This window comes from Corynebacterium sp. HMSC034A01 (assembly GCF_001838175.1).
Lineage (GTDB): Bacteria > Actinomycetota > Actinomycetes > Mycobacteriales > Mycobacteriaceae > Corynebacterium.
Map to the genome: position 1 here is coordinate 114,404 of NZ_KV835973.1, position 17,018 is coordinate 131,421.

Sequence of the window (17,018 nt, forward strand, 5' to 3'; positions counted from 1 at the left end):
GTACAGGACTTTCACGAAGGAATGCGATGAAATCGGAACTTTACGCGCGCGCTTTGTCGTCATCCTTCGCTCGATAAAAGAAGAAAGCGGAGACAGGAAAGGCCGCAGCAGCGATACCCCAACCAGCAATGGCGGCTCCTGCTACAGGGATTGTTACTCCAAGAAGAGGTGCTGCCCCGCCGATCGCGAGTGCAACGAACCCACGCGACCGATTTTCACTCGATCTCATAATCCACTCCAATTCTGGCCTGCGCAGCACCCGCTGTACCGCCTGATCAGTTGGCCCACTCTTCGTGCCGCTTGGTTCCGGGGAGGTCACCCTGATAGGCGACTCACATGCGAAGTGTACACAGACACCGCAAGGAATGTGTTCTGTAGCACACTAAATTTAAGCATTGCCACCATCTGGGGTACTTCACGCCCTGCACCTGCTGCATAGGATCTTTGCCTCGGTGCGGCTTGATGTGGCAATCGTGGATGAGGTGGCCCCATGGGCCAGGTTCTCATGAAGATGAAGTAGAAAACATGTTCGACCAGGAGCGTTGCCTGCGTCGGCCCCGGGGTGCATACTGTCTGGCGTGAGTGGAACACCTATTCGAGCTGCGTCGGCAGCGGCGGCGAACCTGGCGGTTGTGGATGAACCGTCAGGTCAACCCTCGCGCGCCGACCAGATCGCCGAGCTGCGCGCCCGTATGGCCGCTATCGGCGGAGAGGTTCCGCAGCAGGTCGTCGAGGATGCGGAGACCCTGATGGTGGCGGGCGGGCTTTCGCTCGTGCTGCCGAACGGTGGCCTGCCGCGCCGGGCGGTCACGCACGTCAGCGACACCCCGGCGCTGATCGTGGAGCTCATCAGCCAGGTGGTTCAGACCGGCGGGCGCGCAGGCGTGGTGGGGTGGCCGGAGCTGTCCTACGCCGGCATCGGTACAGGCGACGACGCAGACGCGATGGAGCGGGTGGTGGCGGTGCCGGACGCGGGCCTCGACGACTTGAGCGTCGCGGGCGTGCTCGCTGAGGGGCTCGACCTGGTGGTGCTGCGCACCCGCAGCCCGTTCCAGCTCACCCCGGTTCGCGCACGCCCCCTGCTCGCCCGGATCCGTAAAGGCCAGGCAGCGCTGGTGTGCGTGAACGTGGAAGTGCCCTCGCCAGCGCTGACCATCACGGGCCAGCTCGCGCAATTCCACGGCATCGGCCGGGGGACGGGACGCATTACCGGCATCGATTTCGACGTCCGCGCGCAGGCCAAGGGCTACCGTCCCGCGAGTGCGCGGGTGACGTTGGGCACCGGAGGCGTCGAGAGGCGAAGGCTCCAGGCCGTCACATGAGGGCCGCGGCGCTGTGGTTCCCGGACTGGCCGGTGCAGGCCGCGCGGCTGGAATCGGGCGATGAGCTGGCGGAACCGATCGCGATCGCGGCGCAGCACCGGATAAAGGTGTGCTCGCACGCCGCGCGCCAGGTGGGCATCCGCCGCGGGATGCGGGTGCGCAACGCGCAGGCGGTCGCGCCCGAACTGACGGTGATAGAGGACAACCCGGACCGCGACGGGCGCATGTTCGCCTCGCTGGCCGCCAGCTTCGACGAGGTCGCAGCCAGCGTGGAGGTCCTGCGCCCCGGGCTCGTGGTGGTGGACGTGGACGCAGCGGGCCGCTTCCACGGGGCCGAGGGCAAAGCGCTCGAGATGCTTATCGACGCTGCCTCGCGCCGCGGCATCGACACCCAGGCAGGCGCCGCCGACGAGATCGCCACCGCGCTCATCGCTGCGCGCGCCTCCCAGGTGGTCCCGCCAGGTGGCTCGGCCGAATTCCTGGCCGCGCAGCCGCTGGGCGTGCTGGTGGCGGAAGAATCGCTCGCCGCGGACATGGACACCGTCAAAGCGCTCGGCCAGCTGGGCATTTCCACCCTCGGCGAGCTGGCGAAGCTGCCGCCGAATGCGGTGACCACCCGCTTCGGCACCAAAGGCATGCGCATCCACCGCATCGCCTCCGCCGCGCCGGACCGCCGCGTCGCCCCGGAGCTGCCCGTGGAAGACCTCGCCGTGGCCATCACGCCCGAGGATCCGATCGAGCGCGTCGACGCCGCCGCGTTCGCCGCCCGCGCCCTGGCCGCCAGCCTGCACGAACGGCTCAAAGACGCCGGCCGCAACTGCCTGCGCCTGAAAGTCGTCGCCGAGCTCCACGACGGCACCCGCGTCGAACGCGTCTGGCGCACCCGCGAACCACTCACCGAAGCTGCCACCGCGGATCGCGTGCGCTGGCAACTCGACGGCTGGCTGACCAACGGCGGCTCCGGCGCAATCACCAGCCTCATCCTCGAGCCGCTCGAGTTCGCCGCGCCCGAACCAGTCGGCGAGCTGTGGGCCGACGGCGCCTCCATCGACACCGCGCGCCGGGTGGTCGAGCGCGTCCAGTCCCAACTCGGCATCGACGCCGTGCTCCAACCGCGCCTTGTCGGCGGGCGCGGGGTGGCCGAGCGCGTGGCGATGGTGCCGTTCGGGGAGGAACCGGAGGACGTCGATAGGCAATCGTGGCCCGGGGCGATCCCACAACCCCTGCCCGCGCGCCTCGGCGGCGGCATCGACCACCCGGCCTCGCGCATCATGCTTGTCGACGCCTCCGGTGCCCCCGTCATCGTCACCGCCGAAGCCTTGCTGAGCAGCGAACCGTACGGGCTGGCCTGGGGTGAGAAGCGCTACCTGGTCACCGGATGGGCGGGCCCGTGGCCCGTGGACGCGGACTGGTGGACGCAAACCGACCTGCCCGCAGGCCGCGTCGCACGCATGCAGGTTGTGGGCCGTGAAGGCGGGGAAGAGGGCGCCGTGACCGGCTGGCTTCTGGTGTGGAGCCGGCGCAGCTGGCGCGTGGAGGCTGTGTATTAGGGGTTACTTCTGCACGATATCCACGACGATGCGCGTGGGGTGCTCCAGCACCTGCACCGAGTACGGCAGCTCGGAGCGCAGGCCCACCACGACCTGGCTGCGGCCCTCGTACGTGCCGGCGCTGATCACGTCGATGACGTTGCCGGTGTCACCCGCCATGGTGACGGGGACGTTGTTGTCCTTGCCCAGCTCAAAGGGGTACACGGTGCCGTCGACGTTGATGTTGAGGAAAGAGTTGCCCGCCACCTGCAGCGGCTGGCCCACCGTTTCCTGCATCGGGGTGGAGGTGTAGTCCACGAACCAGCCCGGGTCGCCGTCGCCCTCAAGATCCACCACCACGCGGTCGAAGCCCTCGTGCGCGCCGACGCGGACGCCGACCACGGCCAGGCGCGACGGCACCGACGGGCGCTGCGTCTTCGGCGACGGGTCCGCCGTGCCCAGCGGCTGCAGCTGCGTGGTGGGGGAGGCGACGCTGCCCGCCAGCGTTTTCCCGGCGTCATCGTCGACAACGCTGCAGGCGCCGCACGCGACGGAAACCGCCACGCACAGGCCCGCGAGCGCCGCGCGGGAAAGACCGGAGAATGTAAACACCCAGTCACCGTAGCCAGCGGCCGGGTGAGAACAAAAAGAAAAAGGGCGAAATCGCAGAAGGTTACCCAACCGTTATAACTTGGAGTGGTGTCCAAGAGGTGGTCTCGGAAGTGAATTCGCCCAGTTGGCTATGGTGGTGCCATGCAACAACTGCCCTGCTCTGATGTAGAGGTTGAACCGCTGCCGGGAACCGCCAAGCCCGGCTCGGTGTACGTGCTTTTCGAATGGCCGGAGGCCTGGCCCCGCGACGTCATGGGCGACGCCGCCCTCGGCGAGGAGCTCACCGCCAAGCTCGCCCCGATGCTCGAGGAGCACAATGCGACGCTGCTTCTGATCCGCCACCCAACGCGCGAGGGGCGCAACATCAGCGACCATCACCTGTACCTCGTCTTCGCCGATGAGGCCGTCACCGAGGTTAAGCACGTCGACGGCCCCGGCGAGCTGCTGGATCTGGACCTCTCCGGCCCGGGCCGCAACGGCGCCGAACGTCGCGAGCGTCCGCTGCTGCTCATCTGCACCCACGCCAAGCGCGACCGCTGCTGCGCGGTGAAGGGCCGCCCAATGGTCAACGAGCTGCACGCGCGCCACCCGTTCGGCCCCGGCAACGACGTCGTGTGGGAGACCTCCCACATCAAGGGCCACCGCTTCGCGCCGACAATGCTGCTCATGCCGTGGGCATACAGCTTCGGCCGCATGAACATCGAGGCCACAGACGCCATGCTTGCCGACGCATCCGCGGGCCTCTACTTCGTCCCAGGCAACCGTGGCCGCGGCACCCTCGGCCCGGCCGAGCAGGTTGCCGAGCTCGCCGTCGCCGCCGAAGTGCCCGGCGCACACTACGGCCAGTTCGAAGTCGCCGCGTCTGATGGGGGATCCGCCCTGGTCACCGACACCGCGTCCGGCCAGGTCTACGAGGTGCAGCTGGAGCAACGCCCGGTGTCTGGCGTGGTCGACTCGTGCGGGAAGCCGCCGAAGGAGAGCACGGCCTGGGTCGCAGCGTCGGTGACCCCGCGCGGTTAGCTTCCTGGTCTGTTTCTGCCTCGCGGAGTTAGCTGGCGGCTCACTCCGCACCACAACCTGCGGATCTGCTAGTTGACCAATTCAGCTTTCGCGGCGCTCCTAGCAGATCAGGTTGGTGCTGAAACTCGTGTTCAACATCACCTGGGCAAACGCAAAGTTGGACACGTGATCTGCTAGTTGCGGATCGGGGTGGTCGGCGACGAACTAGCAGATCTGGTTTTGCGGGCGCGCGGGCCGCTACATGTACTCGCCCAGGACCTCCGACACGGAGCCGATGACGCGGTCCGTGGCGGCGCGCACCTCTGCAGGGGAGTGGTGGAAGCTGTGGGAGACATCCGCTATGGCGTGCATGGGCAGGTCGTTCCAGGAGTCGCCGAATGTGTAGAGCTGGAGGGATTCGCGGGGGAGGCGGAGCTCGTCGAGAAGCTGCAGGATGCCTGAGCCTTTAGAACGGCCCGGGGCCATGAGATCGATGTAATCCTGGTTCTGCGCGACCTCGACTTCGCCGAGCGCGGACGCCCATTCGACGACCTCCGCGCGCAGGTCCGCGTTACCCGGCACCCAGATGGGCACGACGGCGAACCGGTGGGCGGGGATGTCCGCGGAAGTCATCTGCTGGAAATGCGCGGTGAAGGCGTGGGTGACACCGGTGTTGTTGGCGAACACCCCGTCGACGCTGCCCAGTGTGGTGCCGAAGATGGCCAGGCCGTCGCGGGAACCGAAGGCGTCCAGAGTCGCCTGCAGCACGGAGCCTGCAACCTCGTGGCCGAAGATGAGCTCGCGGTTCGCCCCGTCCGTGGCGGAGCCGCCGTTGGACAGCACCTGGTAGTCGAAGTGCAACCCACTGCCGCGCATCCCGTACGCCAGGGCGGTGCGGGAGCGGCCGGTGGCAGAAATGGCAAGATGCCCGGCTTCACGCCAGGCATCTATCGCGGCGATGTCCTCCTCGCGGAACCCGTGGGGAGGGTGGTGGAGAGTGCCATCGAAGTCGAACGCCGCAACCTTCATGGCACCCAAACTTACCGGCGCATGACCTTCTTGGACAGCCAGTTGCCCAGGAACTGCGCCAGCTGCACGATGACCACGATCACCAGCACCGCAGCCCAGGTGACCTGAGGCTCGAACGCGCGGTAGCCGTACACGATGGCGAAGTCGCCCACGCCGCCGCCGCCGATGTAGCCAGCCATGGCGGACATGTCGATCACCGCGATGAAGATGAAGGTGTAGCCCAGGATCAGCGGGCCGAGCGCCTCCGGGAGGATCACCGAGGTGATGATCTTCCACGGGCTCGCGCCCATGGAACGGGCCGCCTCGATCACGCCCGGGTCAATGGCCACCAGGTTCTGCTCCACAATGCGGGCGACGGTGAACGTGGCGGAAAAACACATCACAAACGTCGCCGCGGCGCGGCCGATGGTGGTGCCCACCACCTGCAAGGTCAGCGGGTAGAGCATCGCGATCATGATGATGAACGGGATGGGGCGGAAGAAGTTCACCGCCACGTTGATGATGGTGTACACCGCCTTGTTCTGCAGGATGCCGCCCGGTCGGGTGGTGTACAAAAACAGGCCCAGAAGCAGGCCGAAGAAGCCGCCGACGACCATGGTGATGGCCACCATCCACAGGGTGTCGCCGATGGCTTCGAGGAAGGTGGGGCCGAGGGTGTCCCAGTTCGGCTCGGCGAGGATGTACTCGGTTACGCCAGTGCTTGACGGGTTCATCGGGTGATCTCCTCAATCTCGGTGCTTTGCTGCAGGGTGGCCAAAAACTCGTTGATGGCGGCGTCGTCGCCGTTGAGGCGCACAGTCATCTTGCCGAAGGAGCGCTCCTGCAAGGTGGTGATGCCGGCGTGCACCGGCTCCACCGACACGCCGCGCTCGCGAGCGGCTTCCGCCGCGCCGAAGAACCCGGAATCCTCCGTCAGATCCACGGTGAACAGGCGGCCCGGCTTGGCCAGAAGCTCGCGTGCCTCCACCTCGTCGGGACGGTTGCGGAGGCTAGTGGCGGCGAAGCGCTGCGCCACAGATGTCTGCGGGTTGGCGAACACGTCGTAGACGCTGCCGTACTCCACCACCTGGCCGTCCTCCATGACGGCGACCTTGTCGGCGATGGCGCGGATGACGTCCATCTCGTGGGTGATCACCACGATGGTGATGCCGAGCTCCTCGTTGACCCGGCGCAGCACGCCGAGCACCTCGTGGGTGGTTTCGGGGTCCAGGGCGGACGTGGCTTCGTCGGCAAGCAACAGCGACGGGTTGGTCGCCAGCGCACGGGCGATGCCCACGCGCTGCTTCTGGCCGCCGGAGAGCTGCTCCGGGTAGTTCTCGCCGCGCTCGGACAGGCCGACGAAGTCGAGCAGCTCGGCGACGCGGCGCTTGCGCTCCTGTTTGTCCACACCGGCCAGCTTCAGCGGGTACTCGATGTTGCCGGCGGCGGTGCGGGAGGAAAAGAGGTTGAACTGCTGGAAGATCATGCCGACGTTGCGGCGGATCTCGCGCAGCTTGCGTTCGGGCATGCCGACGACGTCGGTGCCGTCGAGAAGCAGTTGCCCCGAGGTCGGCATGTCCAGGCCGTTGATGAGGCGGACAAGCGTGGACTTGCCGGCACCCGAATAGCCGATCACGCCGAGGATCTCGCCCGGCTCGACGGTCAGGGTGACGTCGTCGACGGCTGTGACCTCGCGGTCTTTGGTTTTGAAGACCTTGGATACGTTCCGGAACTCAATCCGGGTGCCGGTGTTTGTCATCTACTTGTACTCCTCCACAAGGCGGTCGAGGATCTCGTTGAGTTCCTCCTTGGGGCGCTGGACCTGCACGGCCGTGCCGTTGGAGTCCTCGTTGAGCGCCGCGGTGACTTCCTCGGACTGCCAGACGTCCACGATCTTTTCGTAGGTCTCGTTGTCCAGGTCGTCGCCGGAGACGGTGAAGACGTTGATGTACGGCTCCGCCAGCTCCGAGTTCGGGTCGTCCGCGGCCACCGAGGAGGCCGGGTCGATGCCCGCGCGCGCCAGCCAGTTGTTGTTGATGACCGCCGGGCGGCCCTCGTTGTAGGCGTTCGGCGTCTGGGAAGCGTCCACGGCGACGACCTTGACCTTGGAGGCGTCCTTGTCAATGTCCGCCGGGGTCGGGGTCAGCTTCGGTGCCCCGTCGCGCAGGGTGACCAGGCCAGCCTGGACCAGCACGTTGATCGCGCGGCCCTGGTTGGACGGGTCGTTCGGGATCGCGACCTCTTCGCCCTCGATGCCGTCGAGGGAGTCGTGGTCCTTCCAGTACAGGCCCAGGATGTTGATCTCGCCGGAGCCGATGATGCGCAGGTCCTCGCCAGCGGTGGCGTTGTACTGGGCCTGGTAGTTGATGGTCTGGAACTTCGAGATCTCAATCTGGCCCTCGACCTGCGCCGGGTTGACCTGCGGGTACTCGGTGAACCGCATGATGTCCAGGTCGATGCCGGCCTTCTGCGCCTCGTCGGCGAAGACACTCCAGGCCTTCTGGTCGGCGTCGGTGGTGCCGATCTTCACGGTGACCTTGTCGCCGTCGCCATTGCTTGTCGACGACTCCGTCTCCGACGAGCAGGCCACCAGCCCGGTGGCCGCGATGAGTGAGGCCGCGGCAGCGGCGATTACGCGCTCGGTACGCATTGCGTGCTCCTTTCGCTTAGTTGGGTGTTTGTGGAGACTTACTTGTTCTGGAGGCGGTCCAGGATCTCGTTGAGTTCAGCCTGCTCGCGGTAGACCGGCACGGAGGTGCCCTTGGAGTCCTTGGCCGCGGCCTCGGCGACCTCCGGGGTCTGCCACAGCTCGACCAGCTTGTTCAGGGTCTCGTCGTCGATGTTGTCGGCCTGGGCGGCGAAGACGTTGATGTACGGCTCAGCCTCCTTGGACTCCGGGTCGTCCTCGAAGATGGCCAGGCCCGGCTCGATGCCGGCACGGTCCAGCCAGGTGTTGTTGATGATGGCCGGCTTGCCCTCGTTGTACGCGGACGGGGTCTGGGATGCGTCGACCGGGGTGACGGTGACCTTGGAGGCAGCCTTGTCGATGTCGGCCGGGGTCGGGGCGAGCTCATCTGCGACGGTGTCGCTCAGGGTGAGCAGGCCCGCCTGGACCAGCACGTTGATCGCGCGGCCCTGGTTGGACGGGTCGTTCGGGATGGCGACGGACTCGCCCTCGATGCCGTCGATGGAGTCGTGGTCCTTCCAGAACAGCGCCAGCGGCACGATCTCGGTGGAGCCGACGACGCGCAAGTCGTTGTTGGAGGCCTTGTTGTACTCGGCGAGGTACTTGATGTGCTGGAACTTGTTCACGTCCAGCTCGCCCTGCGCGAGTGCCTCGTTGACCGGGGAGTAGTCGGAGAAGGAGACGATGTCCAGGGTGATGCCGTTGTCCTTGGCCAGGTCCTTGAACACGCGCCATGCTTCCTGGTCGGCCTCGGTGGTGCCGATTTTGACGGTGACGTTGTCGCCGTCCTTGGCGGCGGTGTCAGCGGTGTCGTCGGACTCGTTGGAGCAGGCGACCAAGCCCGTGGTGGCGAGGGCAGCCGCGGCAACGGTTGCAAGGGTGCGCTTGATACGCATTGGGGTCTCCTTGGGTAGGGAATCTATGACGGGTCAGAATCTAGCACCCTATGTACCGCTTAGTCTATTTTTGGGCGAATTCCTTTACCGAGCTGTCTGTCGGGGGCGTGGGTGGGACGGTTTTGTGGCCTTTTTGCGGATCCAGCTAGTAGGGCCCAGCTATCCGGGTCCTGGGGGCGAAAAATGAGGTGCAACTAGCTGGATCCAGGGCCCGAACGGCGGCGACGGTGGTGACGGTGGCGGCGATGGGCGCGGGCGGGGTACCGTGCGGACTAGCACACAGTTTCGATCAGTGGTAGCGTCCCCTCCATGAGGTTCAACGGGGGAGCGCCGCTGTCGTGGTCGCGGCTCGAACGCATCCTCTCCGGCCGCCCGGACCCAGAGCCGGTGCCGGTCGGGCACACCGGCACGCCCGCAGGCGCCGCGTACGGCAAGGCGGAACCGGCGCCCCCTCCGCAAAAACAATGCCTATCGACGACACCGTTCGCCGAGCTGCACACCGTCAGCTCGTACAGCTTCCTCGGTGGGGCGAGCGAGCCGGAGGACTTGGTGGTCCGGGCCGTTGAGCTGGGCCTGAGCGCGGTGGGTTTGCTGGACCGGGACGGGTTTTACGGCGCGGTGAAGTTCGCGGAGGCGGCCGCCGCGGCCGGGCTGGACACCGTCTTCGGGGCGGAGCTGACGCTCGGCGACACCGTCCTGCCCGTGATCGCCCGCGGCCCGGAGGGGTACAAACGCCTCTCCCACCTGATGGCCGATGCGCACATGGCCACCCGCGAGAAAGACAAAGTGGCCTACCCGCCGCTGGAGCTCATCGGCGACCAGCTGGGCGACACCTGCGTCGTCCTTGCTAGCTGGCGGTGGGCGGAGGAAATCGACCACCTGGTCGACGTCTTCGGCGCGGACAATGTGGTGCTGGAGTACGAGGTGTCCATGACGCCCGAGGACGCGGACCGGCACGCAGCACTAGACCGGGCGCGAAACGCGCACGCGGAAAAACACGCACGCGAACTCTCCGCCATCGTCACCGCGGCACCGGCCGCAGCCACGCGCGATCAGGCCCGGCTGGCCCAGGCGAAGCGGGCGCTGGCCAGGCGCGAGTCGCTGGCCCAGGCGCACGGGGACTTACACCCGATGGGGGCGAACTGGCTGCGCTCCGGCGACCAGCTCCAACGCATGTATCCGGGGTGCGAGGACAAGCTCGCCTACAGCGTCGAGCTGGCCAAACGCTGCGCTTTCACGCTCGACCTGGTTGCGCCGGAGCTGCCGCGCTATCCCACGCCGGACGGCCGCAGCGAGATGGACCACCTGCGGGGACTCACGCTGGCGAGTGCGCAGTTTCGCTATGCGTCGCGGGGGCCGGAGGTGCGTCGAAAAGCAATGGCCCAAATCCGCTACGAGCTGGAGGTGATTGAGGAGCTGAATTTTCCCGGCTATTTCCTCATCGTGTACAACCTGGTGGATTTCTGCGCGAGGCAGAACATCATGTGCCAGGGGCGCGGGAGTGCGGCGAACTCGGCGGTGTGTTTCGTGCTCGGCATCACCAATGTGGAGCCGATCGAGGCGGGGCTGCTGTTCGAGCGGTTCCTCTCCCCGGACCGCGACGGCCCGCCGGACATCGACTTGGACATCGAGTCGGGCCGGCGCGAGGAGGTGATCCAGTACGTCTACGACACCTACGGGCGCGACAACGCGGCGCAGGTGGCCAACGTGATCACGTACCGGACCAAGGGCGCGGTGCGCGACGCCGCGCGTGCTTTGGGGTTCGCGCAGGGCGCGGCTGATAGTTGGGCGAAGGGGATGGCGGAGGTGCCGGAGGGCGTCGAGAAGCTGGCGGTGCAATTCAAAGGCCAGCCGCGCCACCTGGGCATCCACTCCGGCGGCATGGTGATTTGCGACCGCCCGATTGCGGACGTGGTGCCCGTGGAGTGGGCGCGGATGGAAAACCGCTCGGTGGTGCAGTGGGACAAGGACGACTGCGCCTCGGCCGGCCTGGTCAAGTTCGACCTGCTGGGCCTGGGCATGCTGGAGGCGCTGCACCACATGGTGGATCTGGTGGAGGAAACGACCGGCCGCACGGTGCGCTTGTGGGAGCTTCCGCTTGACGACGCCCACGTGTACGACATGCTCTGCCGCGCCGATTCCGTCGGCGTGTTCCAGGTGGAATCGCGCGCGCAGATGGGCACCCTGCCCCGGCTGAAGCCGCGGCAGTTTTTCGACCTGGTGGTGGAGGTGGCGCTGATCCGCCCAGGCCCGATCCAGGGCGGGTCGGTGCACCCGTATCTGCGGCGGCGCGACGGGCTGGAGCCGGTGGAGTACGACCACCCGGTGCTCGAGCGCGCCCTGGGCAAGACGCTGGGCATCCCGTTGTTTCAGGAGCAGCTCATGCAGATCTGCGTGGATGCGGCAGGCTTTTCCGGCCGCGAGGCGGATGCGCTGCGGCGGGCCATGGGGTCGAAGCGTTCGCCGGCTCGCATGGCGGCGTTGAAGTCGCGGTTTTTTGAGGGGTGCTGGCGCACCAACGAGATTGGCTCCGAGGTCGCCGAGCGGCTGTGGCAGAAGATCGTCGCCTTCGCCGCCTACGGATTCCCGGAGTCGCACTCGCAGTCGTTCGCCTCGCTGGTGTACTTCTCCGCCTGGTTCAAGCGGCACTACCCGGCGGAGTTCTGCGTGGGGCTTTTGCGCGCGCAGCCGATGGGGTTCTACTCCCCTCAGTCGTTGATCCAGGACGCCCGCCGCCACGGGGTGGAGGTGCTGCCGGTGTGCGTGAACAACTCCGGTTGCGAGGCGCTGTGCGTGGACTCGTCGACGATCCGGGTGGGGTTGGGGTTAGTGCGGGGCTTGGGCGCGGACGCGGCTTTGCGGATTGAACAGGCCGCGCCTTTCGACGGGATCGCGGACCTGGCGCGCCGGGCCGACCTGTCCGTGGAGCACGTCGAGGCGCTGGCCCGGGCGGGGGCGCTGGACTGCTTCGGGGGCACGCGCAGGCAGGCGCTGTGGCAGGCGGGCGTGGCGGCCACGGAGCGCGAGGGCATGCTGCCCGGGTTGTCGTCGGTGGTGGCGCCGTCGCTGCCCGGCATGAACCCGTTCGAGCTGATGGCCGCCGACGTTGCGGCCACCGGTGTCACACCGGGGGTCATGCCGGTGGAGATGGTGCGCGCAGCGCTGTCCGCGCAGGGCGTGGTGCCGGCCGCGGAGCTTCTGCACGGCGTGGAAGACGGCACCCGCGTGCGCGTCGCCGGCGTGATCACGCACCGCCAGCACCCGGCCACCGCAGGTGGGGTGACCTTTCTCGGCATGGAGGACGAGACCGGGCTGATCAACGTGGTCATCTCCGTCGGTCTGTGGAACAAGCAGCGGGTGTTGGCCCGTACCGCCAAGGCGCTGGTCGTGCGCGGGATCGTGCAAAACGCCTCCGGGGCCGTGTCCGTGGTGGCGGACCGGCTCGAGCCGCTGGCGATGGGGGAGCTGCTCTCGCGCGGGTCCCGGGATTTCCGGTGATGGGGTACAAGTGGAGAAGAGGGGGGGGAAGATGAAAATTTCGACCAATCCGGTGACAAAAACCTCGGCGGAGATCATTCTGGGCTCGCTACCTGAAGCGAGACGACAAAGGTACATGGATCTCGCCGGGCAAAAAGGGCCTTTGGTTGCTGCTCAGATTTATCTCTGGAACTCCTATGTTGCTGCAGCGATTCTCCGAACCACAGGGTTTGCAGAGGTGCAGCTGAGAACAGTCATCGACGAAAGTTTTGCGGAGTGGAATATCCAACACGGCGGAACTCGGGAGTGGATTACCGACCCAGTTGATTTGCTCGCGACAGTGGTGGCACAGCCGAAAAGGCCGCTGAGGTCATTCGCCGATTTGAAAACTGCTGGGCCGAACCCTACCCATAATGATTATGTGGCTGGATTAAGTTTTGGATCGTGGACCCAGCTGTTGCCGACGTCTCACTACCAAAACGACAGAAATCCTCGGCACGTGCTGTGGGTCGAAGCGATCCGCCCACGGTTAACTCACGCGGACGAGACGAACTTTTCTTCTCGAGCAAATAATTTGCGGACCATCCGAAACCGAGCTTCGCATCACAGGCCGATTATTTCAGAGGAGAATGCAGTGAGACAGGCGCACCAAGACAGCGTGGAACTCTGCAAAATGATTAATCCGAAACTTGGTGAGTGGCTTCGGCGTGAACGCTGGATTTTAGAAGCGCTTAACCAGTCACCACTGAAATGAGGACAGCCCCCACAACTGAGGTGGGGGCCGTTGCCTATTCGCCGGAAAACCCGGCTCTGTGGGAGAAATCGTACAGTGCGAAACAGGAGGTCGCAACTGTTTGGCACGCGAGGCGGCCCGATGCTCTAGCGTGTCGTCGTTGCCGTAAAACTGCGCTGGGCGGATACCGAACAGTGCGTCGACGGCACCGAAGCAGCAGGAGAACTTGTCGTAGTCCGCACTGGTCGCGCGTTTTCCGGTGATGGGTGTGCACCCGGGTCGGGTGTGCCGGGGGTTGGCTCTGGATGCTTACTTCAGGATGCTTACCGCCCGAGGATGCTTACTTCTAAACGCTTACTTATCGAGATACCAAGGGCAGTTCGGGGCGCCGCACTCGATGGATAAGCATCCTGGAGTAAGCATCTACGTCGAGTAAGCATCCTGGAGTAAGCATCTACGCCGGAACGACCCCACCATCCCGGGCTGGTAGCGTGAGCGCCATGTCAGACGCACCGCTGCAGCCTTTGCCCACCTCGGTGGAGACGATGCACAAGGTCTCCCCGAAGCTGATGTGGCCGAAGCTGGTCAGCAACGCCATTTGGATGTTCTTCGTCTGCGGCGGGCTCTACCTCTGCTACCGCGAGTGGGGCTGGGGTTTTCTCATCCCGCTGGGGCTGTTCGCCGTCTTTTTCATCTGGCGGTTCTTCCTCATCCCGTTCCAGGTGCGCAACATGGGCTGGCTGGAAACGGACAATGAGCTGGTCTTGAGCAAGGGCAAGATGTTCCACACCATCACGGTGATCCCGTACGGGCGCATCCAGTTCGTGGATGTGGAGTCCGGCCCGATCTCCCGCTCCCTCGGTCTGAAGGAGCTGAAGGTGCACACGGCGTCGAGCTCGTCGGATTCAGATCTTCCGGGCCTGCTCGCCGAGGACGCCGACGCGCTGCGCGACCGTCTCGCCGTCAAAGCCCGCGAGCGGATGAGCGGCCTGTGAGCACTGAGCACACCACGCCCGGCATGGAGGGCTACCGACGCATCCACCGCCTCACCCCGCTGCTGCGCGTGTGGGCGTTCGTGCTGGCCCTAGCCACGATCGCGTTGTTCAACTTCACCATGCCCATCTACCACTGGGCGCAGCGCGAAAACGTCGGCGCGCGCGAGATCGCGTGGGCGGCGGCGGGTGCCGTCGCGGCACTCGCGGTGATTTTCGCGGTCTCCCAGATCTGGTGGCGCCGCAGCGGCTTCAAAATCGGCGAGGAGGAGGTGGAGGTGCGCCGCGGCGTGCTGACCAACCAGGTCCGCGCCGCGCGCTACGACCGCATCCAGGCCGTCGACGTCATCGAATCCTTCGCGCCGCGCATCTTCGGCCTCGCGTCGGTGCGCATCGAGGCCGCCGGCAACGCGCAATCCGCCATCGACATCACCTACCTGCCGCGCGATGAAGCGGAGGAGGTGCGCGCGCAACTGCTGCGCCGCATCGGGGGGCCGCAGAAGCAGTTGCCTATCGACGCCTCCGGCCCGAACCTCGTCCCCCCAATCCCGATCCGCAGGTCGCTCATCGGCACCGCGTTCCAGATGTCCACGCTGTTCACAATCGCGTGGGCGTTCGTGCCGATTTGGACGGACCTGACCGCCGCAGCGATCATCCCGGTACTGGTGGGTTTCTTGCCAAGGATTTGGCGCACCATCGACCAGTCCTGGCGGTTCACCTGCGTCAAGGAGGGGGAGATGTTCCACCTCACGTACGGGCTGGCCAACCGCCGTCGCCAGGCTGTGCCTCGCTCGCGCATCCACGCGGTGCAGCTGCGCCAACCGATGTTCTGGCGGCTGTTCGGCTGGTGGACCGTCTCCGTTGTGGTGGCGGGCTACGGCTCGGAGCGCAATAAGCAAACCGGCACCTCGAAACTTTTGCCGGTGGGCACGTGGGAGCAGGCGAAGGCGATGGTGGACGCCATCGGGCCGATGACAGGCAGCGACCTGACGGACCTCGCCGGCGCCGACTACCGTTCGCCGCGCAGCGCCCGGTGGGTCTCGCCGATCGACTGGAGGCGCCAGACCGTCACCATCCGCGACGGCGCCGTCGCCGCGACGGCCGGCAGGCTGGGCCGCTGGTACCAGATGGTGGAGACCCCGCACATCCAGGAGCTGGCGTTCGAGCAGGGGCCGCTGCAGCGCGCCCTCGGCCTGGCCAACGTGGATCTGGACATGGTGCCCGGCCCGTTCAGTGTTTCTCTGCGCGATGTGGGGGAGGCGCAGGCACGTGAAATCGTCGATAAGCTGCGGGCCCGCGAGCTCCCGCCGATGCAGGTCACGGACCCCTTGTCAGATGCCGCCGAGGAACCCGAGCTGGCGCCACGCCTCGTAGACGGCGACTGACGCGGAGTTGGTCAGGTTCATGCTTCGCCGCGCCGGCAGCATCGGGATGCGCACCTCGCGCGTGATCCGCGGGTGGGCCAGGTGCTCAACGGGGATGCCGTTGGCTTCGTTGCCGAACAGCAGCGCGTCGCCGTCGCGGTAGGACACCTCGTGGTAGTGGTGCTCGGTGTGCGCGGTGAACGCGAAGATGCGCGAATCGGGGATGGTGTCGAAGCAGGCGTCGATGTCCGGGTGGATGATCACGTCCGCCAGGTCGTGGTAGTCCAGGCCGGCGCGTTTGAGGTGCTTGTCGTCGAAGTTGAAGCCGAGCGGCTCGACGAAGTGCAGCTGCGCCCCGGTGTTGGCGGCGAGGCGGATGGCGGCGCCGGCGTTGCCGCCGATGGCCGGGTTGTCGTAGATCAGGTGGAGCACGCCTGACAGTCTAGGATTGGGGCCGTGACTGCGATCAAACTGGACGGAAAACTCTACCGCGAGGAGATTTTCGCGGATTTGAAGGAGCGCGTGGCTCGTCTCAAGGCTGAGCACGGCGTCACCCCGGGCCTGGCCACGGTGCTAGTGGGGGAGGACCCGGCGAGCCAGAACTACGTGCGCATGAAGCACAAGGACTGCGAGGAGCTGGGGATCGCGTCCATCATGAAGGAGCTGCCGGGCGACTGCACTCAGGAGGAGCTGGAGACGCTTATCGACGAGCTGAACCACGACCCGGCCGTCACCGGCTACATTGTCCAACTGCCGTTGCCGAAGCACCTGGACGAAAACCGCATCCTGGAGCTGATCGATCCGGCGAAGGATGCCGACGGGCTGCACCCGGTGAACCTGGGCAAGCTCGTGCTCAACGAGCCCGCGCCGCTGCCGTGCACCCCGAACGGCTCCATCAAACTGCTGGAGCGCTTCGGCGTGGATCTGAACGGTGCGATCGTGTGCGTGATCGGCCGCGGCGTGACGGTGGGCCGCCCGATTTCGCTGATGCTCACCGCCCGCGACGTCAACGCCACCACCGTGCTGTGCCACACCGGCACCAAGGACCTGGCCGCGGAGACGCGCCGCGCGGATGTGATCATCGCCGCCGCCGGCAAGCCGCACATGATCACCGCGGACATGATCAAGGAAGGCGCCGCGCTTCTCGACGTCGGCGTGTCCCGCGTCGACGGCAAAACCGTCGGCGACCTGCACCCGGACGTGTGGGAGAAGGCCGGCTGGGTCTCCCCGAACCCGGGCGGCGTGGGCCCGATGACGCGCACGTTCTTGGTGCGCAACATCGTGGAAAACGCCGAACGCCAGGCCGGCATCGGCCAGGACGCCAGCTAGGGCGTGAGCCGGTTTGGCAAGTAGCAAGATCCAGCTGCCTGGGACGGAGCTTCCGGACGGGCTGACGCTGG

At 66.3% G+C, this 17,018-nt stretch carries 15 protein-coding genes; 8 read left to right on the plus strand and 7 right to left on the minus strand.

All coding sequences use genetic code 11. The features are described from left to right. Positions 1-578: 578 nt before the first annotated feature. The gene (locus HMPREF2791_RS08300) at positions 579-1,322 is read left to right on the plus strand and encodes a hypothetical protein (protein ID WP_246825489.1); all 744 of its coding nucleotides are present in this window, start codon (positions 579-581) and stop codon (positions 1,320-1,322) included. Beyond that, complete coding sequence (locus tag HMPREF2791_RS08305; RefSeq protein ID WP_070844997.1) at positions 1,319-2,872, plus strand: Y-family DNA polymerase; 1,554 nt, start codon at positions 1,319-1,321, stop codon at positions 2,870-2,872. The genes HMPREF2791_RS08300 and HMPREF2791_RS08305 overlap by 4 nt, the downstream gene beginning before the upstream one ends. 3 nt (positions 2,873-2,875) lie before the next feature. Here HMPREF2791_RS08305 and HMPREF2791_RS08310 read toward each other — a convergent pair whose 3' ends face one another. Next, complete coding sequence (locus HMPREF2791_RS08310; RefSeq protein WP_070844998.1) at positions 2,876-3,463, minus strand: AMIN-like domain-containing (lipo)protein; 588 nt, start codon at positions 3,461-3,463, stop codon at positions 2,876-2,878. Between the two features lie 141 nt (positions 3,464-3,604). Here HMPREF2791_RS08310 and HMPREF2791_RS08315 point away from each other — a divergent pair, with 141 nt between their 5' ends. Then, the gene (locus HMPREF2791_RS08315; RefSeq protein ID WP_070844999.1) at positions 3,605-4,483 is read left to right on the plus strand and encodes a sucrase ferredoxin; all 879 of its coding nucleotides are present in this window, start codon (positions 3,605-3,607) and stop codon (positions 4,481-4,483) included. A gap of 237 nt (positions 4,484-4,720) precedes the next feature. Here HMPREF2791_RS08315 and HMPREF2791_RS08320 read toward each other — a convergent pair whose 3' ends face one another. From HMPREF2791_RS08320 to HMPREF2791_RS08340, 5 genes are read right to left on the minus strand one after another with little or no spacing between them, the layout of a single operon-like run. After that, a complete protein-coding gene (locus tag HMPREF2791_RS08320) occupies positions 4,721-5,491 on the minus strand; it encodes an HAD family hydrolase (protein ID WP_083327945.1) in 771 nt (256 codons plus the stop codon). Between the two features lie 11 nt (positions 5,492-5,502). Further along, complete coding sequence (locus tag HMPREF2791_RS08325; RefSeq protein WP_070845001.1) at positions 5,503-6,204, minus strand: methionine ABC transporter permease; 702 nt, start codon at positions 6,202-6,204, stop codon at positions 5,503-5,505. Beyond that, a complete protein-coding gene (locus HMPREF2791_RS08330; RefSeq protein ID WP_070475945.1) occupies positions 6,201-7,229 on the minus strand; it encodes a methionine ABC transporter ATP-binding protein in 1,029 nt (342 codons plus the stop codon). The genes HMPREF2791_RS08325 and HMPREF2791_RS08330 overlap by 4 nt, the downstream gene beginning before the upstream one ends. Continuing rightward, a complete protein-coding gene (locus HMPREF2791_RS08335; RefSeq protein WP_070475948.1) occupies positions 7,230-8,120 on the minus strand; it encodes a MetQ/NlpA family ABC transporter substrate-binding protein in 891 nt (296 codons plus the stop codon). A gap of 38 nt (positions 8,121-8,158) precedes the next feature. After that, positions 8,159-9,052, minus strand: a complete 894-nt coding sequence (locus HMPREF2791_RS08340) for a MetQ/NlpA family ABC transporter substrate-binding protein (protein ID WP_070475952.1) — start codon at positions 9,050-9,052, stop codon at positions 8,159-8,161. 309 nt (positions 9,053-9,361) lie between these two features. Between HMPREF2791_RS08340 and HMPREF2791_RS08345 the strand changes: the two genes are divergently transcribed. The 4 genes from HMPREF2791_RS08345 to HMPREF2791_RS08355 all read left to right on the plus strand — a co-directional run bounded on the left by HMPREF2791_RS08345 (position 9,362) and on the right by HMPREF2791_RS08355 (position 15,639). Continuing rightward, on the plus strand, positions 9,362-12,550 hold the full coding sequence (locus HMPREF2791_RS08345) for an error-prone DNA polymerase (protein ID WP_070845002.1): 3,189 nt from the start codon (positions 9,362-9,364) through the stop codon (positions 12,548-12,550). 31 nt (positions 12,551-12,581) lie between these two features. Continuing rightward, on the plus strand, positions 12,582-13,283 hold the full coding sequence (locus HMPREF2791_RS11895; RefSeq protein ID WP_141741407.1) for a hypothetical protein: 702 nt from the start codon (positions 12,582-12,584) through the stop codon (positions 13,281-13,283). A 479-nt stretch (positions 13,284-13,762) separates the two neighbouring features. Next, a complete protein-coding gene (locus HMPREF2791_RS08350; protein ID WP_246815270.1) occupies positions 13,763-14,257 on the plus strand; it encodes a PH domain-containing protein in 495 nt (164 codons plus the stop codon). After that, the gene (locus HMPREF2791_RS08355) at positions 14,254-15,639 is read left to right on the plus strand and encodes a PH domain-containing protein (protein WP_246825490.1); all 1,386 of its coding nucleotides are present in this window, start codon (positions 14,254-14,256) and stop codon (positions 15,637-15,639) included. The genes HMPREF2791_RS08350 and HMPREF2791_RS08355 overlap by 4 nt, the downstream gene beginning before the upstream one ends. On the opposite strand, the gene HMPREF2791_RS08360 is transcribed toward HMPREF2791_RS08355, so the two are convergent. Then, positions 15,586-16,059, minus strand: a complete 474-nt coding sequence (locus HMPREF2791_RS08360) for a tRNA (cytidine(34)-2'-O)-methyltransferase (RefSeq protein WP_083327951.1) — start codon at positions 16,057-16,059, stop codon at positions 15,586-15,588. The two genes, HMPREF2791_RS08355 and HMPREF2791_RS08360, sit on opposite strands and share 54 nt — an antisense overlap. Positions 16,060-16,074: 15 nt before the next feature. On the opposite strand from HMPREF2791_RS08360, the gene HMPREF2791_RS08365 reads away from it, so the two are divergent. Next, on the plus strand, positions 16,075-16,947 hold the full coding sequence (locus HMPREF2791_RS08365) for a bifunctional methylenetetrahydrofolate dehydrogenase/methenyltetrahydrofolate cyclohydrolase (protein WP_070475962.1): 873 nt from the start codon (positions 16,075-16,077) through the stop codon (positions 16,945-16,947). Positions 16,948-17,018: the final 71 nt, after the last annotated feature.

Bases quoted from the DNA above. Each gene is read 5' to 3' on its own strand.
- HMPREF2791_RS08305 (WP_070844997.1), top strand. From the start codon at position 1,319: ATGAGGGCCGCGGCGCTGTGGTTCCCGGACTGGCCGGTGCAGGCCGCG.
- HMPREF2791_RS08315 (WP_070844999.1), top strand. From the start codon at position 3,605: ATGCAACAACTGCCCTGCTCTGATGTAGAGGTTGAACCGCTGCCGGGA.
- HMPREF2791_RS08320 (WP_083327945.1), bottom strand. From the start codon at position 5,491: ATGAAGGTTGCGGCGTTCGACTTCGATGGCACTCTCCACCACCCTCCC.
- HMPREF2791_RS08325 (WP_070845001.1), bottom strand. From the start codon at position 6,204: ATGAACCCGTCAAGCACTGGCGTAACCGAGTACATCCTCGCCGAGCCG.
- HMPREF2791_RS08330 (WP_070475945.1), bottom strand. From the start codon at position 7,229: ATGACAAACACCGGCACCCGGATTGAGTTCCGGAACGTATCCAAGGTC.
- HMPREF2791_RS08335 (WP_070475948.1), bottom strand. From the start codon at position 8,120: ATGCGTACCGAGCGCGTAATCGCCGCTGCCGCGGCCTCACTCATCGCG.
- HMPREF2791_RS08340 (WP_070475952.1), bottom strand. From the start codon at position 9,052: ATGCGTATCAAGCGCACCCTTGCAACCGTTGCCGCGGCTGCCCTCGCC.
- HMPREF2791_RS08345 (WP_070845002.1), top strand. From the start codon at position 9,362: ATGAGGTTCAACGGGGGAGCGCCGCTGTCGTGGTCGCGGCTCGAACGC.
- HMPREF2791_RS11895 (WP_141741407.1), top strand. From the start codon at position 12,582: ATGAAAATTTCGACCAATCCGGTGACAAAAACCTCGGCGGAGATCATT.
- HMPREF2791_RS08350 (WP_246815270.1), top strand. From the start codon at position 13,763: ATGTCAGACGCACCGCTGCAGCCTTTGCCCACCTCGGTGGAGACGATG.